The 15452-nt window shown below is 45.0% G+C and carries 19 protein-coding genes and 1 pseudogene; 14 read left to right on the forward strand and 6 right to left on the reverse strand.

The window, feature by feature from the left end; genetic code table 11:
- Positions 1–210: 210 nt before the first annotated feature.
- Positions 211–1254 carry a chemotaxis protein CheB gene (locus QUA20_RS23970; protein WP_333191737.1) on the forward strand — a complete coding sequence of 348 codons (1044 nt, stop codon included), beginning with the start codon at positions 211–213 and terminating at the stop codon, positions 1252–1254.
- Between the two features lie 223 nt (positions 1255–1477).
- Here the strand turns inward: QUA20_RS23970 and QUA20_RS23975 are convergent, their stop codons facing one another.
- Together QUA20_RS23975 and QUA20_RS23980 are read right to left on the reverse strand one after the other, a co-directional pair.
- Entirely contained in the window at positions 1478–1771 is a 294-nt protein-coding gene (locus QUA20_RS23975) for a glutathione S-transferase C-terminal domain-containing protein (RefSeq protein ID WP_333191738.1), read from the reverse strand.
- A gap of 209 nt (positions 1772–1980) precedes the next feature.
- Positions 1981–2721, reverse strand: a complete 741-nt coding sequence (locus QUA20_RS23980; RefSeq protein WP_333191740.1) for a DUF1963 domain-containing protein — start codon at positions 2719–2721, stop codon at positions 1981–1983.
- 121 nt (positions 2722–2842) lie between these two features.
- Between QUA20_RS23980 and QUA20_RS23985 the strand changes: the two genes are divergently transcribed.
- From QUA20_RS23985 to QUA20_RS24040, 13 genes and pseudogenes are all read left to right on the forward strand, one after another.
- Positions 2843–3751 carry a DMT family transporter gene (locus tag QUA20_RS23985; protein ID WP_333191741.1) on the forward strand — a complete coding sequence of 303 codons (909 nt, stop codon included), beginning with the start codon at positions 2843–2845 and terminating at the stop codon, positions 3749–3751.
- A 134-nt stretch (positions 3752–3885) separates the two neighbouring features.
- Complete coding sequence (locus QUA20_RS23990; protein ID WP_333191742.1) at positions 3886–4335, forward strand: pyridoxamine 5'-phosphate oxidase family protein; 450 nt, start codon at positions 3886–3888, stop codon at positions 4333–4335.
- 119 nt (positions 4336–4454) lie between these two features.
- Complete coding sequence (locus tag QUA20_RS23995; RefSeq protein WP_333191744.1) at positions 4455–4808, forward strand: DUF5335 family protein; 354 nt, start codon at positions 4455–4457, stop codon at positions 4806–4808.
- A gap of 75 nt (positions 4809–4883) precedes the next feature.
- Entirely contained in the window at positions 4884–5027 is a 144-nt protein-coding gene (locus QUA20_RS24000; RefSeq protein ID WP_333191745.1) for a hypothetical protein, read from the forward strand.
- Between the two features lie 17 nt (positions 5028–5044).
- Positions 5045–6028, forward strand: coding sequence for an aldo/keto reductase (locus QUA20_RS24005; protein WP_333191746.1), 984 nt, complete (start codon positions 5045–5047; stop codon positions 6026–6028).
- 322 nt (positions 6029–6350) lie between these two features.
- Positions 6351–7679 carry an IS4 family transposase gene (locus tag QUA20_RS24010; RefSeq protein WP_333191809.1) on the forward strand — a complete coding sequence of 443 codons (1329 nt, stop codon included), beginning with the start codon at positions 6351–6353 and terminating at the stop codon, positions 7677–7679.
- A gap of 217 nt (positions 7680–7896) precedes the next feature.
- Positions 7897–8901, forward strand: a complete 1005-nt coding sequence (locus QUA20_RS24015) for an NADP-dependent oxidoreductase (RefSeq protein WP_333191747.1) — start codon at positions 7897–7899, stop codon at positions 8899–8901.
- Positions 8902–8988: 87 nt separating this feature from the next.
- A complete protein-coding gene (locus QUA20_RS24020) occupies positions 8989–9783 on the forward strand; it encodes an SDR family oxidoreductase (protein ID WP_333191749.1) in 795 nt (264 codons plus the stop codon).
- An 814-nt stretch (positions 9784–10597) separates the two neighbouring features.
- Positions 10598–10879 carry a hypothetical protein gene (locus tag QUA20_RS24025; RefSeq protein WP_333191750.1) on the forward strand — a complete coding sequence of 94 codons (282 nt, stop codon included), beginning with the start codon at positions 10598–10600 and terminating at the stop codon, positions 10877–10879.
- 353 nt (positions 10880–11232) lie between these two features.
- On the forward strand, positions 11233–12330 hold the full coding sequence (locus QUA20_RS24030; protein ID WP_333191752.1) for a HAMP domain-containing sensor histidine kinase: 1098 nt from the start codon (positions 11233–11235) through the stop codon (positions 12328–12330).
- 131 nt (positions 12331–12461) lie between these two features.
- Positions 12462–12596, forward strand: a pseudogene (locus QUA20_RS32115) (cation-transporting P-type ATPase); the annotation flags it as partial.
- 66 nt (positions 12597–12662) lie between these two features.
- A complete protein-coding gene (locus QUA20_RS24035; protein ID WP_333191754.1) occupies positions 12663–12842 on the forward strand; it encodes a hypothetical protein in 180 nt (59 codons plus the stop codon).
- A gap of 14 nt (positions 12843–12856) precedes the next feature.
- Positions 12857–13015, forward strand: a complete 159-nt coding sequence (locus QUA20_RS24040; RefSeq protein WP_333191756.1) for a hypothetical protein — start codon at positions 12857–12859, stop codon at positions 13013–13015.
- Here the strand turns inward: QUA20_RS24040 and QUA20_RS24045 are convergent.
- The 4 genes from QUA20_RS24045 to QUA20_RS24060 all read right to left on the reverse strand — a co-directional run bounded on the left by QUA20_RS24045 (position 13012) and on the right by QUA20_RS24060 (position 15451).
- On the reverse strand, positions 13012–13650 hold the full coding sequence (locus QUA20_RS24045; protein WP_333191758.1) for an ankyrin repeat domain-containing protein: 639 nt from the start codon (positions 13648–13650) through the stop codon (positions 13012–13014). The genes QUA20_RS24040 and QUA20_RS24045 overlap by 4 nt on opposite strands.
- Positions 13651–13673: 23 nt before the next feature.
- Positions 13674–14273, reverse strand: coding sequence for a glutathione S-transferase family protein (locus QUA20_RS24050; protein WP_333191761.1), 600 nt, complete (start codon positions 14271–14273; stop codon positions 13674–13676).
- Between the two features lie 84 nt (positions 14274–14357).
- Positions 14358–15320: a glycosyltransferase family 2 protein gene (locus QUA20_RS24055; protein WP_333191763.1), complete on the reverse strand. Its 963-nt coding sequence runs from the start codon at positions 15318–15320 to the stop codon at positions 14358–14360.
- A complete protein-coding gene (locus tag QUA20_RS24060) occupies positions 15317–15451 on the reverse strand; it encodes a hypothetical protein (protein WP_333191765.1) in 135 nt (44 codons plus the stop codon). The genes QUA20_RS24055 and QUA20_RS24060 overlap by 4 nt, the downstream gene beginning before the upstream one ends.
- Between the last annotated feature and the right edge of the window lies 1 nt (position 15452).

The following is a 15452-nucleotide window of genomic DNA, read 5'->3' on the forward strand; positions in this document are numbered from 1 at the left end:
ATATCTACCAAAATGGAATTATCGTGCAGTTCCGACTATTTAGCAGACGCTAATGTTATTAAATTTTCATTCCTAAAAGCACTGTCGAATGCAGGTTTTAGCATTGACGACCCTTTTGTCACTGCTGCTAAACATCAGCCAAGCTGTGCTAAAAAATTCAAAAAACATACATAACGTTGGGCTGGTTTCAGTCACTAAAAAAAGGAATTTATGCCTGGACACGACATTATCGTTATTGGAGCTTCGGCAGGCGGACTCAAAGCACTGGGCGCGATCTTGGGTAATCTGCCTAGTGACATAGATGCTGCCATCTTTATTGTTAAGCACCTCGCAGCCGATAAGCCCAGTATTCTTCCCCAAATTCTGACAGATCTAGGCTCTCTGCCGGCATCTCACCCGTCCGACGGAGAGGCTATTCAAAAAGGGCGAATCTACGTCGCGCCGCCCGATAATCACCTGTTGCTCAATCAACAAGGGTCAATCCGCGTGGTGCACGGGCCTAAAGAAAATAGATTTCGGCCCGCCATCGATACGTTATTTCGTTCAGCGGCTCGTGCTTATGGTTCAAGGGTGGTGGGTGTGGTACTCACTGGTTATCTGGATGATGGCACGGTGGGATTACAGGCAGTCAAGAAACGGGGCGGAGTGACGATCGTCCAAGATCCAAAAGAAGCAGAATACCCCAGTATGCCAACGAGTGCCTTGCGATACGTGAAGGTCGATCGCTGCCTGCCACTGGCAGAGATCCCAGACCTGCTAGTGGAGTTATCAAAGCAACCTGCCGCCGAGCAAGAGGCCTACCCCATGACCGAAGAGATCGAAATTGAATCTAACATTGCTGAACAGCAAATGAATACTAAGGAGCTTTTAGATAATGTAGAAGCGATCGGGACTCGGACAACTTACACCTGCCCTGAATGCAACGGCAGCATCTGGCAAATTGACAAATCAGAGCCGCTGCGGTTTCGCTGTCACACGGGGCACTCGTTTACGGCTGATACATTTCTGGCAGAGCAAACTCAGAGTTTGGAGAACGCGTTATGGTCGGCAACTCGAATAATGGAGGACAAGGTGATGTTTTTGCGTCAAATGTCTGAGCGAATGAGAAATTACAATTTACAAAGTGCGGCAGCAAAATACGAAGACCACGCCGAAAGCCTGGATGCCGAAGTATCACTGATTCGAGGCATAATTGTCAAAGGCTTTGCCACGAAACGAACCATTGTTGAAACAGATGAAGAGCAGCCACATTAACTCAATCTCGATAAAGTTTTCTTTCGACCCAGCAATACGCTTAACGAGTGTTTTACAGCCGCGTAAAATTTTAGTCGTCAAGGCGCAGCACTGATTATTTTAGACAACTAAGAAATGTGGCGGTAATGTTATAGACGTATACTATATTTAGCCTCATTTTAATTTAATTTAATTGTGCTATTTTGATATATCGAGGTCGAACTTTTACTCGATTTGTCCAATTTTAAATTGCTGGAAATTTGGTTAAATCAAATCCGCTTTCGCGCGCAAAGTGAGTGTAAACAAATAAACCGATGTCAGCAATAGTATAGCGATCGCCTGTAAAAAAAGCATGGTTTGCTAAATACTGTTCCATCACCCCCAAAGCACCATAACCCGGTGCTTGTTTTTGTTTAATTGCTTCCCGATATTCTTGTGCTTTCCCCGTCATATCAACTCCGGTAGCATCGGAATTAATATTACCCAGAGTCAGGACACGGCAGTGCCGTGTCCCTACCCCAATTAATTGTAGGGACACGGCACTGCCGTGTCCTCAGTATCATTCCGATGCAACCGGAAACGATATCAAATACCAAAAACGAGAAGTAGCAATAAAAAGTTCGTGACTGTACTGCTCAAAAAATAACCACTTTGTAGCAAATCCCAGAGAGCGAATATTCGTAAAGTTTCAACATGAGTATTTTTTTATATACCGTAGAGAACGCAGAGAATACAGATTACTGGCTATTAACCAGCGTCCGATCTTAGATTTGAAAAGTCGTGTTTTTTGAGTCGTTCAATCTCGATAAAGATCATGAGCTTATCACCATCGTGCCAATGCCAGTCTAATTCGTCATCCGAATGACCTGTAAATAGCGAAATCCACTCTGATCCCGGAGTTGGATCGTATGCAAGGCTACAATGCGATGGATATCCGAGAAGATAATCATCACTCTGGTGTAAAGCATTCCGAAGCTCGCCATAAGATGCACATAGCTCATCTGTCTGAAATGGCCACTCGTCAACTTGATATTCGTCAAAGGGAAGATCGAATGTCTGTCTAAATGTGATGGTGCACCTAGAGCCTCTGGCAACCGCATCAGGCGGTATAGTAGGAACAAGTTTTGTGATGTCACTAAAGAATTCTGCATGAATATAGCCCGGATCTCCCCAAAAAAGATCGCTTTCACCATCAGGGTCATCAGCGACGAAAAGACTCAATAGTCCGCGCTCAGGCAAATTAGTATTAACTTGTGGAATTTCTGCAAAGTTAAACTGACCGAGGAAACGGTAAAGTCCTAAGTGGTGAGTTGGCCACTCGAACCCTTCTGGCAAATCAGGCGATCCGCCATAACGACTTCCAGCCAAGTTAATCCCAGAGTCAGACCGTATAATTTCTATCGCCGTGCGGAGAACACTACATAAATAGTCTTGGTGTAAGGCGATCGGTGTTCGCTCGAACATCTGCAAGAAGTTTGTTACGTCCATTTTTATTCAATCTTTTCTGCAATTGTCCACATCGTAACTAAGGTCAGCCACAAATATCCTAAATATTATAATCAGCTTCGCGGTCAGCTTCACTTTTACACAAGACTTTATGGGAGATTCAATGAAATCCTACTGGAAAAATATTCACTTAAGTTCGGAAAATATTGGCTTAATTTACGGTTTCTTGGGCGTTGTTGGATTCAGCTTGACACTACCGGCAACCAGAGCCGCTGCGCTCGATTTAGACCCGCTTTTTGTAGGCTTGGGACGCGGATTAGTAGCAGCTATACTAGCAGCATTTACTCTGCGGATAACGCATCAACCCATTCCCTCAAAACAGCAATTTCGGAGTTTATTAGTTGTCGGATTGGGAGCTGTTTTGGGATTTCCGGTACTATCGGCTTGGGCTATGCAGCAAGTACCTGCCGCCCACGGTGCTGTGGTGTTGGGATTGTTGCCTTTAGCAACAGCGATAGCGGGAGTTTGGCGAGCTGGCGATCGCCCTGATGTCACTTTTTGGATGGCTAGCATTGTCGGTAGTGCAACTGTTGTCGGTTTTGGTATTATTAGTGGTGCTGGAAACCTTCAGCTCGCCGATTTAGCTTTGTTTGGATCTGTAATTGCTGCTGCTTTTGCCTATGCTGAAGGTGGGCAATTAGCTAAGATTTTAGGTGGATGGCAAGTTATTAGTTGGGCATTGGTAATTATCGCTCCTTTCGAGGTTTTGCCAACAATATTTGTGGTCTTAAAACAAGGGTTGACAGCATCACCGATAGCCTGGTTCGGTTTTGCGTATGTGAGTATTTTCAGTCAATTTATCGCATTTTTTGCCTGGTATCACGGTATGGCAATTGGTGGAGTTGCCCGGGTAGGCCAAATTCAGTTATTGCAACCTTTTTTGACGCTCCTGGCTTCGGCAATTCTGCTTGGTGAGACTTTGGAGCCGATCGCCCTAGCCACGGCCTGTTTGGTTGTTGCTAGCGTAGCTGCGGGTAAAAAAGCATCAATTAAGCGGGCAGAAGATTTGTGAGGCGATCGCTTTCTCAACAGGCTATTGACTCTGCTCATTAACTTTCACAGCTCGACTCCATCCAACGACAGATGTAAAGCTGGGATTATTTCTGTTCAATACTACCAATCAACTGAATTTTTTAGAGAATAGTAATGTTAGATATTGATGAAATGGGGCAAAAAGAAATACACGAACTCCTACACAAAGTAGGATACGGTCATCTGGGCTGCATACACGAAGGCAAGCCCTACGTGATACCAATGAACTATTATCTCGAAGAAGAGGACATTTACCTGTTTACAACGATCGGCATGAAGACTCACGATCTTGATGCAAATCCAGAAATTTGTTTGCAGGTTGAAGAAATACGCGAGCCGCTTCATTGGCGCAGCGCGATCGTCAATGGTCGAGCCTCGCGCCTGACTGAGCAGGAAGATATCGATCGGGTAATGCACCTGATCAAAGACCGCAATCCCACGCTGTCACCTGCGATCAATCGAACCTGGACTGATGCTCAGGGACGTTCAGAAGCGATCGCAATCTACCGCATCCACGAGACTGAAATGAGCGGGCGCACGACTGATGGAGTCAGCAGTCGTTAAGAACCGAGATACCTCAAACGTTTAGAATGTTGAGGGAAACCCGATTCTCCTAGGTCGAGGCTTCACAATAATTAATCCATTGCTTTGATTCTTTTTACTATTTTTTCACAAGGAATGATATGACGAACAAAATTGACATCAACAAATCTGTGCCGCAGGAGCGATGGGGTGAATTTTTCGATCAGTTTTCAGATGGTAATCGCGGGCGGCTTATTTCCATCGAAACCATTAATTCAGAACTCGGTCATGCAGAACTGATTAAGGACGCACCATTGATGGCTATGGTTTACGATCGCCCTGGAAAGGGAGATGATTTGGTGATTGAAGTGGGTAAAGATGTGGTGACTTATGCTCACACGATCGATTCACCAACTGAAGTTTTAACGGGACAGGACTCAAACGGCGTGATGATGGCGGTTCGGATTAGTGACGCTGCTGGGACACAAACATTGATCCAGCTACAAGCAAGTTGAGCTGGTTGAATAATGCTGATTTTAGTTTATTTCAGTACCCAATGTTTCAAGCCCCACACTCAATCACCCACTTAGTTGAATACCGCGATTAGCGATAAAGATACAGCAGCGGGAATGAATGCTCTTTATGCGATCGCCATTGATGCAGATGCCATTGAGCAGCCTGGTGATTTTGATGTGAATGAAATCATCATCCGTCCGACACGTCAAGAACTTTAGACTAATAGGAAAACATCATGAAACAGCGAAAACTGGGCAATCAAGGATTAGTAGTCTCAGAGTTAGGACTGGGCTGTATGGGTATGTCCGAGTTCTACGGCATAGCCGATGAGTCAGAAGCGATCGCCACCATTCATCGCGCCTTAGAGCTAGGCGTGACGTTCCTCGACACGGCTGATATGTATGGTCTCGGCCACAATGAGGAGTTGGTCGGCAAAGCAATTAAAGACTGTCGAGATCGAGTCATCATCGCCACCAAGTTTGGCAGTGTACGCGGTAGCGACGGCAGCTTTCTAGGCGTGAATGGCAAACCCGAATATGTCCGCTCTGCCTGTGATGCCAGTCTCAAGCGTCTGGGCGTAGATACGATCGATCTTTACTATCAGCACCGAGTCGATCCAAACACTCCCATCGAAGAAACCGTAGGTGCAATGGCGCAGCTCGTCCAAGCCGGGAAAGTTCGCTACCTCGGTCTTTCCGAAGCCGCGAGCGCCACCATCCGCCGTGCCCATGCAGTACATCCTATTTCGGCACTCCAGACTGAATATTCGCTGTGGAGCCGGGAGCCAGAATCCGAGATTTTGCCCACCTGCCGAGAGCTAGGGATTGGGTTTGTGCCTTATAGCCCTCTGGGGCGCGGGTTTCTCACAGGCAAAATCAAGAGCCTCGACACGTTATCTGAGGGAGACTATCGCGCACAACGATATCCTCGCTTTCAAGACGATAATCTCCAGCAAAATCTGGATCTAGTCGAGCAGATTGAGCAGATAGCCGCAGCTAAGGGCATCAAAGCTGGACAGTTGGCGCTGGCATGGGTCTTAGCCCAGGGCGAAGACATTGTGCCAATTCCAGGCACCAAACGCCGCACCTATTTAGAAGAAAACATTGCGGCGACTGCTGTAACGCTCACTCAAGAAGAACTAGACCAGCTCGGGAAAGCGCTGCCATTAGGAATTGCGGCGGGCGATCGCTACCCCGATATGAGCAGCGTCAATCGTTAGGATTTGGTCAACTCGCCAAGTGGATGGAGAGGGTCGGCACGGGGGGTCATTGGTGTCCACAATCGCCTGAAATTCCCGATCGATCTCGCTTTTAGCCCAGTCTCGATCCCCCTAAATCCCCCTTAAGAAGGGGGACTTTGAGCGCTTCCGGTTCCCCCCTTCTTAAGGCTACCGTGTACACACAAGTCAAAGTAAACTAGGCTCATGTTGTGAGAGAGGTATAAACCGTGGACAATCCCATACTGATTCACGCCTCGCTCCTCGAAGGAACAGCCTTTGGAGACCCAAGGCTGGTAAAAAGGGGGCGGCATTATATGAAGCAATCAACCAGCATCAATCGGTAAATATTCGTCAAATCAGCCGAAATCGAGCTGAACAAGTAGGATACTATCGTTTTTTGGAGAATGAAAACGTGACCGTATCGGAATTAGTGCAAAGCCTATCGGGGCATTGCCAAAAAAATATAGAAGGACGGCACGTATTAGCCGTCAGTGATAGCAGTGAAATCAATTTGCAGTCCCACGCAGGCCGACTAAAACCCGAACAATTAGGGGTGGTTGGCAACAATACAGATGTGGGTTTTTATATACATCCTACATTAGTTTTGGATGCTGAAAATGGCTTTCCATTAGGGTTAAGCACGGTGCAACTGTGGAGTAGAGGTTTAGATCATAAGAATAAGCATGAACGCAATTATCAAAATCTGCCAATAGAGCAGAAAGAATCATACAAATGGTTGGCATCCGCCGAGCGCAGTCAACGGTGTTTAACTAAGGGTGGTGCCAAGATGGTCACTCACATTGGTGACCGCGAAAGTGACTTATATGAGGAATGGGCGACCGTTCCCGACCAACATAATCACGTATTGGTGCGCGTTCGTCAAGACCGTCGGTTATTAGGACAATCTCAATCGCTTTATACCTATTTAACAGAACAGCCCTGTGAAGGGGCTTATACAATTGATGTACCAGCAGACCCACGCATTGGTCGGACGGCGAGAGAAGCATTGCTCATTATTCGCTGTGTTAGTGTTAAGATTCGGCGTCCCGATCAATTGAAGGCACAAGATTATCCACCCAGTATCACTCTTTACGCAGTCGAAGCTATAGAAGTTAATCCTCCGGCAGGGCAAGAAGCGATTCATTGGCGATTACTCACAACTCACAGGGTGGTTTGTTTAGAACAAGCACTACAAGTTATCGAATGGTATCGATGGCGATGGCGCATTGAACAACTTTTTGCCACATTGAAACAAGCAGGATTAAATCTTGAAGCTACACAGCTAGAGTCCGTAGCTGCCATTCAACGTCTCACTGTCTTGGCATTAGGCGTTGCCGTGCGAACCCTACAAATGGTTGAAGGGCGCGATCGTGCCGACTTACCAGTTTCCCTGACTTTCTCTGATTCTCAACAGCAATGCTTGTCTGTGATTGAACCATCTCTTCAAGGGCGCACGAAAAAATTGCAAAACCCCTATCCTCCCGCCTCCTTACCTTGGGCTACTTGGCTGATTGCTCGACTTGGGGGTTGGTCTGGTTATAGTTCTCAGACACCTCCTGGAATGCCTACCCTTGTTCATGGACTCCGACAGTTTGAATCCATCTTTTTGGGATGGAAACTAGCTCAGAATCAACTTGTGTGTACACGGTAGCCTTCTTAAGGGGGGTTAGGGGGGATCTCCGCGTTAAAAACACGCCCTGGCCGCAGCAATCTCAATCTTTTTCGTTGCCTTTTTTATTAAGTAAACCAGAGGAATAGAACTTAAATAAATCTAATCTTTGGCATCCATGCCTGTAGTAAATGTTAAAAACAACAGATAAAACTCAAATCGAGCGAGTTCTGAAAGCCTAATCAATAAGCAGAAAATTATGACAAATACAATCAGCCGCGAAATTCAGCTAGTCTCCCGCCCCAAGGGGATGCCCACCGCCGATAATTTTACGATCGCCCAAACAGAACTAAAGCCACTTCAAGAGGGGCAGGTGCTCGTTCGCAATCTCTACATTTCGGTAGATCCATATATGCGCGGTCGCATGAATGAGGGGAAATCCTATGTCCCCCCGTTCAAGTTAGGTAAAGCGCTAGAAGGCGGTGCAGTCGGCGAAGTCATCGAGTCGCGCGCCCAGGAATTAAAGCCGGGTGATGTTGTCACTTCCCAGTATGGCTGGCGAGAATACTTTATAGCTGCACCAAAAGATTTGCATCAGGTCAACCGCGAGATTCAACCGCTCTCAGTTTACCTGGGTGCCCTCGGCATGACGGGCATGACAGCTTGGGTTGGGTTGAATTTGGTAGAGGTCAAAGCTGGCGATGTTATTTTTGTTTCGGGAGCAGCAGGTGCGGTGGGAAATGTCGCCGGACAACTAGCGAAATTGCGCGGATGCCATGTCATCGGGTCAGCCGGTTCAGGGTCGAAGGTCAAGTTTCTGCTGGAAGAATGCGGATTCGATCGCGCCTTCGATTACAAGGTAGGCCCCGTCCTCGAACAACTCAACCGGGCAGCACCGGACGGAATAGATGTTTATTTCGATAACGTAGGAGGCGAAACCCTCGAAGCGGCGCTCTTGGCGTTGCGCGTGCACGGCCGAATTATCGCTTGTGGCGGCATCTCCGGTTACAACGAGGAAAAGCCCCAGCCCGGCCCTTCCAATCTATTTAATATGATTACCAAACGGTTGACGATGAAAGGGCTAATCGTGAGGGATTGGGTGGATCGCCAGAGTGAATTTGAACAGGAAGTGGGCGGCTATTTCCAAGCTGGCAAACTGAAGAACAAGGAAACAGTGGTGGCAGGAATCGAGGGAGCGGTGGGTGCATTCATCGGTCTTTTTGAAGGCACAAATGTGGGTAAAATGGTGGTAAAATTGGATTAGGTGGCGACTAATTGAGTCGGCACTTGCTTGATAATTTGAGCAAGTTGAAACCCTAGATCGCTTATACATTATTTGGTTTAAGAAAGTATGGATCTCCAACTATCCGATAAAGTTGCACTCGTCAGCGGTTCAACCGCCGGAATTGGACTAGCGATCGCCACGACACTTGCCCAGGAAGGAGCAACTGTCATTGTCAATGGCAGAACGCCAGAGCGCGTAAACGAGGCTCTCGATCGCCTGAAGCAAAGTGTCCCAAATGCCAAACTTCAGGGAATTGCTGCCGATTTGGGAACGCAAGCAGGAGTTGAATTATTGTTTCAACAAGTGCCAGAAGTCAACATTTTGGTCAACAACTTGGGAATTTATGGCTCTCAAGCATTTGAAGATATCTCCGATGAGGAATGGATGAACATTCTGGAAGTAAACGTTATGAGCGGTGTTCGGCTCTCGCGTCATTACTTACCGCCAATGCTAAAAAAAGATTGGGGACGAATTATTTTCATCTCTAGCGAATCTGCCTTGAATATTCCCACCGAAATGATTCACTATGGCGTTACCAAGACAGCACAAGTGGCGTTGAGTCGCGGTTTAGCTGAAACAACCGCAGGCAGCCATGTCACGGTTAATACAGTATTGCCAGGGCCAACCCGTTCCGAAGGAGTGGAAACTTTTATTGAGGGACTTGCTAAGGATCAAAATATTTCACCCGAACAAGTTGAGAAAGAATTTTTTACCAAGACTCGTCCATCTTCACTGATTCAGCGATTTGCTACAACGTCTGAAGTTGCTGCATTAGTTGCATTTGTTGCTAGTCCTCTAGCTTCTGCAATTAATGGGGCCGCCTTGCGAGTCGAGGGTGGATTGTTGCGATCGATTGTTTAATAATAGGACTTACGCAACTGGCACATATAAGGTGTTCTGCATTTAAACAATGCTACCCCAGCGACCTCTCCGGCTTGCACTGCCAAGGTTTCACGATTTCGCAATAGCTAATTTAGATACAGAACAGCTTAGTAGGGTGCCCCGGAACAGAAAACCCTCGATATTCGTTGTAGAAATTCGTCTGACGCACCCTACAAGTCAAATCAGGCTAAGTCGAGGAGTTTCTTCGGGGGAGTTGAGGTCATAGCCAGTGAGCTAATCTGTATAACATCCCGATCGGGGGTATTGTACAGAACATTTTCGTCTAATATTCCTGTGGAAAAAGTTATTCTGAACAATTCTTAAAAAAATCCTTGTTTGGGATGTTATATAGAAACTTTCTGTAGAATTCATAGTTAGATATCCTTCTAATTTTAAATATCGATGTGAAATGTCAGATTTAACAAGTATTGAAAAACTCAAGCTAGAAAAATTACTCGAAATGGAAAGCAGTTATGTGCTTTTAAAAAAGCATATTGCTGTTCACAATTAACTTATATCTGTCCAATTATAGATTTCCTTTCAATCAAAACTGTTCCCATCGATAGAGGATATTTAAATTTTTAAATTCTACTATAAAAAACATCTAAAACTTAATGATAATCAGAAAAGTGATGTGATAAAAATAGCTAGATAAATTCTAAGCTCATGTGGTGGCTAATCAATCTTTTTTCTTTGGAAGGGTCTAATTATGCCTCGGATTCGTTATCAAGAAATAGTTGTGTAAGCCATTGAACTCAATTCATACCTTTTATTAAATCTACAGGAGAAACTCATGGAAAATACAGAAAGTACATTGTTCGATCGCATATTCCGGGACAGCGAAGGCAATATTGTTATAGCTCAGCCGCCAAATCTACCACTGATTGTCGGGCTTGTAGCTAGTTTGTTAAAGCTGATTGTTCCAACAGGCGAAATTAATTTAGCGTTGGAGCTAGTAGCCTTTGGCTCGTTGTTTACTTGGGCTTGGGAAGAATTATTTCAAGGTGTTAATTACTTTCGGAGAGCATTAGGTCTGATTGCGCTTGTTGCTCTAATTGCGTGGAAACTTCAATAAGTAGGTAAACATCAATAAATCCTATCGACCGTGACCTTACCTGAAAAATTTACGCAAACTCTTCTTTTGTTATGGGCATGACCAGTCAAGTTTCAGATGTACAGATGACTTCGCGCTGAGGCGATGAGCTTGACTCCATAGCATTCTCTGCTTTTTCTTGAATACCGCAATTGTAGCGATGAGTATTAATATCATTGCCGGTTTAATTCAGTAATTACCGCAGATTCCACCTTTATAAACTACCCCCCAGAAGCCGAGTTTCTTGCTGAAACCCGGCTTCTGTGTAGTTCGCTTACCTCAAAATTGCTGTATAATTAGCTCTCAACACGGACTCATGCAGAAAATCAAAATCGATGTCCAACGAAGCGTCTGACCGTCTTAAACAAAATGCTGAAAAAATTATGCGGATGTGGGAGAAGCGGGCGCGCGATGAAGTCAGTGCATCAACGCCTCAAAATTCTCTTGCCCTGCAAAATTCCCTTCCTCTGTACTTAAACCAACTGGTAGATCAACTCTCAAACAGAATTGTCAGGACACCTGCCCGAATCACAGCCGACGAGGTAGAAAGCACCCGGATTGGCAAGCTGCACGGGCATGAACGGGCGGGGTATGCTGACTACTCTATGAGTCAACTCATTTTCGAGTATCACCTCCTCCGTCAAGTAATATTTCAAGTTTTAGAAGAAGAAGCACCTTTGGAAGTGCAGGATCGAGACATTATTATCGGCTCCATTGAGCAAGCCGTTAATGACGCGGCCACTCAATTCTCCGAAACGCTGCGAGATATTCAAGAATTATTTATGGTGACGCTAACTCACGACCTCAGAAATCCCATCAATGTCGTAAAAATGGGAACTCAACTGATGCTGCGGCGGCTGGAACGACGAGATACCCACACGGATGTGGCCGCGAGGATGCTGGGTGCGATCAATCGGCTGGATTCGATGATTCAAAATCTGCTGGATGCGAGTCGGCTGCGGGCAGGGCAGAGCTTAAAGATTGAATTTGAAGAATGCGATTTGGAGATGCTAGTCCAAGAGGTGGTAGAAGATTTGAACTTCGCGTATGGAGAGCGGTTTGTTGTGGTCTGTGATTCTGATATCACGAGCTATTGCAGCCGTAAAGAAATACGGCGGGTGATTGAAAATTTAGCAATTAACGCTGTGAAATACGGTGAGCCTAGTACGCCGATTACACTCACACTCCAGCAAACTGAAACGCAGATCAGCCTTACTATCCATAATGAAGGCAATCCGATCGCCCTAGACGCTCAATCCATCTTATTTCAACAATTTCGTCGAACCATTTCTGCCCAGGAGCAAACCGGCTGGGGATTAGGATTATTTTTAGCAAAAAATATTACTGAGGCGCATCAAGGGACACTTGCGGTTGAAAGTGGAGAGGGCAAGGGAACAAGCTTTATTATAAACTTACCTAAAGTTCTTCTTTAGTTCGGGACATTAAGACTAAGAAGAAAAATAGGGTATAAAATAATTAATTTACAGTCAAAATTTCTTCCGAGCTCACCCAAAGCTCAGGTGCTTCAACAGACGCACTCTAAACCGCAGAATTAAGCCGTCAAGATGCGAAACAAAGCCTGAGCGAGTACGGCGCAAACAGCCTCAAACAAAAACACAAATCGACCGCATTGATACTGTTGCTCAATCAGTTCAAGAGTCCGATTATCTTGATTTTGATTATGGTGGCGGTGCTATAGATTTTCCTTCAAGATGCGGCAGATGCCATATTTTGGGACACTAAACCGGATTTCTACAAAGCTAGTTTGTGCAACGCACAGTTGCGCTTTGCCAATGGCTTGATCGCTGAAGCTGTTTATGAAAAAGGAGAGACTTTTTGGCAGTCTGACAACATTTTTACCATCTACGGAGCAGAAGGAACGCTGGTTTTTACTCCTGAATCCCGTCAATTAATGAGGGAAAAAATAGGCGCACTATCAAAGTAGGAACGCGGCGCGGTTTGTTTGCCAAAGATACAGATATGGTGTGGGAACATTTGTCAAACGGTACGCCTTTGTACGTGGATAATGCCAGTAGTTTGTACGCTTTGAAGGTGGCAGATGCTGCGAGGAGATCGAGCAAAATCGGGCAAAATGTAGCTGTTAGTAATTTCGTTTAAAATGGAATTCCCTCATCAATATAGGGAAATTTGGCATTTGTTAGCGGATATAAGTAGTTGAACACATCCTGATGACTGTTTTCAGAAGCTTTCCTTAAAGCAGTATTTTTATACTCATCAACCGCATTTACATTTGCACCAGCTTCAACCAGAAGTTGCACAACATCAAGATCCCCTGATAGCGCTGCTATCATTAAAGGAGTGAAACCAATTTCATCTGTTGAATTCACATCAGCACCTGCGTTAATTAATATATTAGTAACATTTATATGACCTTGACTTACAGCACGATCTAATGGACTTTGTAAACCTCCAGCATTAACATCAGCTCCAGCCCGCAATAACAGTTGTACCGCTTCTATGTTACCTAGTTCAGCAGCCATTCCTAATGGCGTTGCAGGTTGATAGTCGAATTGCTGTAAATTTGCTCCTGCTTCGATAAGAATTTTGATAATTTCAAAGTGACCCAAAAACACTGCTTCGGTTAGTGGGGTTGAACCTTCTTTACAGTTCAATTGGTTGACATCAATCCCATTTTCAATATGTTCTTGTATCCGCGACAAATCACAAGCAGCAATTGCTTCATGGAGTCTCATATCTCCCTGATTTGATTCGTAATTAAATTGAAACTTCATTGTAATTCACACATTGAGGTTTGTTAAGACGCGATGCTTATATATCGAGGCTGATTCTGGACGCGATCGATCCAAGTTTGAATTGCTGGAAATCTGGTTAAGTCAAATCCGCCCTCACCAGCAACGTGAGTGTAAGCAAATAAACCGATGTCAGCAATTGTATAGCGATCGCCCACAAAAAACTCATTTTCTGCTAAATGCTGTTCCATCACCCCCAAAGCAGCATAACCCGGTGCTTGTTTTTGTTGAAGTGCTTCCTGATATTCTTGTGCTTTCCCTATCAAATACCAAAAACGAGAAGTAGCAATAAAAGGTTCGTGGCTGTACTGTTCAAAAAACAACCACTGCATGACTTGAGCGCGTTCAAATTTATCCGTGGGGAAAAACTCAGTTTCTTCGCTCAAGTAAAACATAATCGCATTCGATTCAAACAGAAACTTACCCGGTGCGATTTCTAACACCGGAATGCGGCCATTGGGATTTTTGACCAAAAATTCAGGTGTGCGGCTTTTTCCTTCGAGAAGATTAATTTCTGTGCGATCGAACGCAATATTGAGCTGAGTTAACAGCAAGCGAACTTTATAGCAATTACCCGAGGGGGAATACTCGTAAAGTTTAAACATGAGTCTTGAGAAGATTTTACGATCTTAAATTATTTCATAAATTAGATAATTTAAGCACGATGAGTTAACTGTTGTTTGCTAAAATTATTTTGGCGATCGGTGGCGATCGCCAAAACCAGCCACTTCTGCCAGCGTATAAAGCGGGCGGCCCTTTACCTCCTCGTAAATACGCCCTATATACTGGCCCAAAATCCCAATACTAACCAACTGCACCGCACCCAAAAAGAAAACCGCCATCATGACAATTGTCAAACCAGTTAAGGCAGAACTTGGATAAAAAAGCCGCCAATACAAAATCAAAAAAGCCATTAACACAGATATAAATGCAGCAAATAACCCCATATAAATCGAAAGTCGGAGGGGAACTTTTGAAAAAGAGACTAAACCATTCATCGCCAAACTTAAAGATTTTCTGAAGGTATACTTAACCTCGCCTGCAAAACGCGGATCGCGTTCAAACTTAACCGCCGTTTGTTTAAAACCAATCCAAGCGCGCAGTCCCCGAATGTAGCGGTTGCGTTCAGGCATCGCATTGAGTACGTCCACCACGCACCTATCCATCAAACAAAAATCTCCCGTATCTATGGGAATATCAACATCAGCAAGATGGCGCAAAATGCGATAATACATATAAGCAGGCAACCGCTTAAACCAACCTTCTTGACGGCGTTGAGTGCGCTGAGCGTAAACAACTTGATAGCCCTGCCGCCACTGTTCTACCATATCTATAATTAGCTCTGGCGGGTCTTGCAAATCGCCGTCCATGATGACTACAACTTGACCAGTAGAAAAGTTTAAGCCAGCAGTTACAGCTATTTGGTGGCCGAAATTGCGGGCCAAACTGAGGTAACAAATTCGCGAGTCTTTTTCGTGCAATTCTCGCAAAAGTTCGAGAGAGCGATCGCGGCTACCATCATTGATTAAAATTAATTCTACTGTGCCGTCCATTCGATCCATCACGGCACTAATTCGCCGATACAATTCAGCGAGATTTTCTTGTTCGTTATAGATAGGAATTACCAAAGAATATTTAGGTGTATCGTTCATTGCAGTTTCTGTTTAAAAATCGGCTTTTTTACCCTTAAATCAAAAGTTTCTTTTTTCCCGACGCTGGCTGCTTCACGAGAGAGGTTCGGCACGTAATTTCGCTCTTTGAGCCAGACAACAGCAGCAGACAAA

It is taken from the genome of Microcoleus sp. Pol7_A1 (genome assembly GCF_036701085.1).
Classification (GTDB): Bacteria; Cyanobacteriota; Cyanobacteriia; order Cyanobacteriales; family Microcoleaceae; genus Microcoleus; species Microcoleus asticus.

Excerpts from the sequence above, each read along its gene's own strand:
- QUA20_RS24025 (WP_333191750.1), top strand. The coding sequence starts at position 10,598 with ATGGAAAATACAGAAAGTACATTGTTCGATCGCATATTCCGGGACAGC.
- QUA20_RS23990 (WP_333191742.1), top strand. The coding sequence starts at position 3,886 with ATGTTAGATATTGATGAAATGGGGCAAAAAGAAATACACGAACTCCTA.
- QUA20_RS23985 (WP_333191741.1), top strand. The coding sequence starts at position 2,843 with ATGAAATCCTACTGGAAAAATATTCACTTAAGTTCGGAAAATATTGGC.
- QUA20_RS24045 (WP_333191758.1), bottom strand. The coding sequence starts at position 13,650 with ATGAAGTTTCAATTTAATTACGAATCAAATCAGGGAGATATGAGACTC.
- QUA20_RS23970 (WP_333191737.1), top strand. The coding sequence starts at position 211 with ATGCCTGGACACGACATTATCGTTATTGGAGCTTCGGCAGGCGGACTC.
- QUA20_RS24030 (WP_333191752.1), top strand. The coding sequence starts at position 11,233 with ATGTCCAACGAAGCGTCTGACCGTCTTAAACAAAATGCTGAAAAAATT.
- QUA20_RS24055 (WP_333191763.1), bottom strand. The coding sequence starts at position 15,320 with ATGAACGATACACCTAAATATTCTTTGGTAATTCCTATCTATAACGAA.
- QUA20_RS24005 (WP_333191746.1), top strand. The coding sequence starts at position 5,045 with ATGAAACAGCGAAAACTGGGCAATCAAGGATTAGTAGTCTCAGAGTTA.
- QUA20_RS24020 (WP_333191749.1), top strand. The coding sequence starts at position 8,989 with ATGGATCTCCAACTATCCGATAAAGTTGCACTCGTCAGCGGTTCAACC.
- QUA20_RS23995 (WP_333191744.1), top strand. The coding sequence starts at position 4,455 with ATGACGAACAAAATTGACATCAACAAATCTGTGCCGCAGGAGCGATGG.
- QUA20_RS23980 (WP_333191740.1), bottom strand. The coding sequence starts at position 2,721 with ATGGACGTAACAAACTTCTTGCAGATGTTCGAGCGAACACCGATCGCC.
- QUA20_RS24050 (WP_333191761.1), bottom strand. The coding sequence starts at position 14,273 with ATGTTTAAACTTTACGAGTATTCCCCCTCGGGTAATTGCTATAAAGTT.
- QUA20_RS24015 (WP_333191747.1), top strand. The coding sequence starts at position 7,897 with ATGACAAATACAATCAGCCGCGAAATTCAGCTAGTCTCCCGCCCCAAG.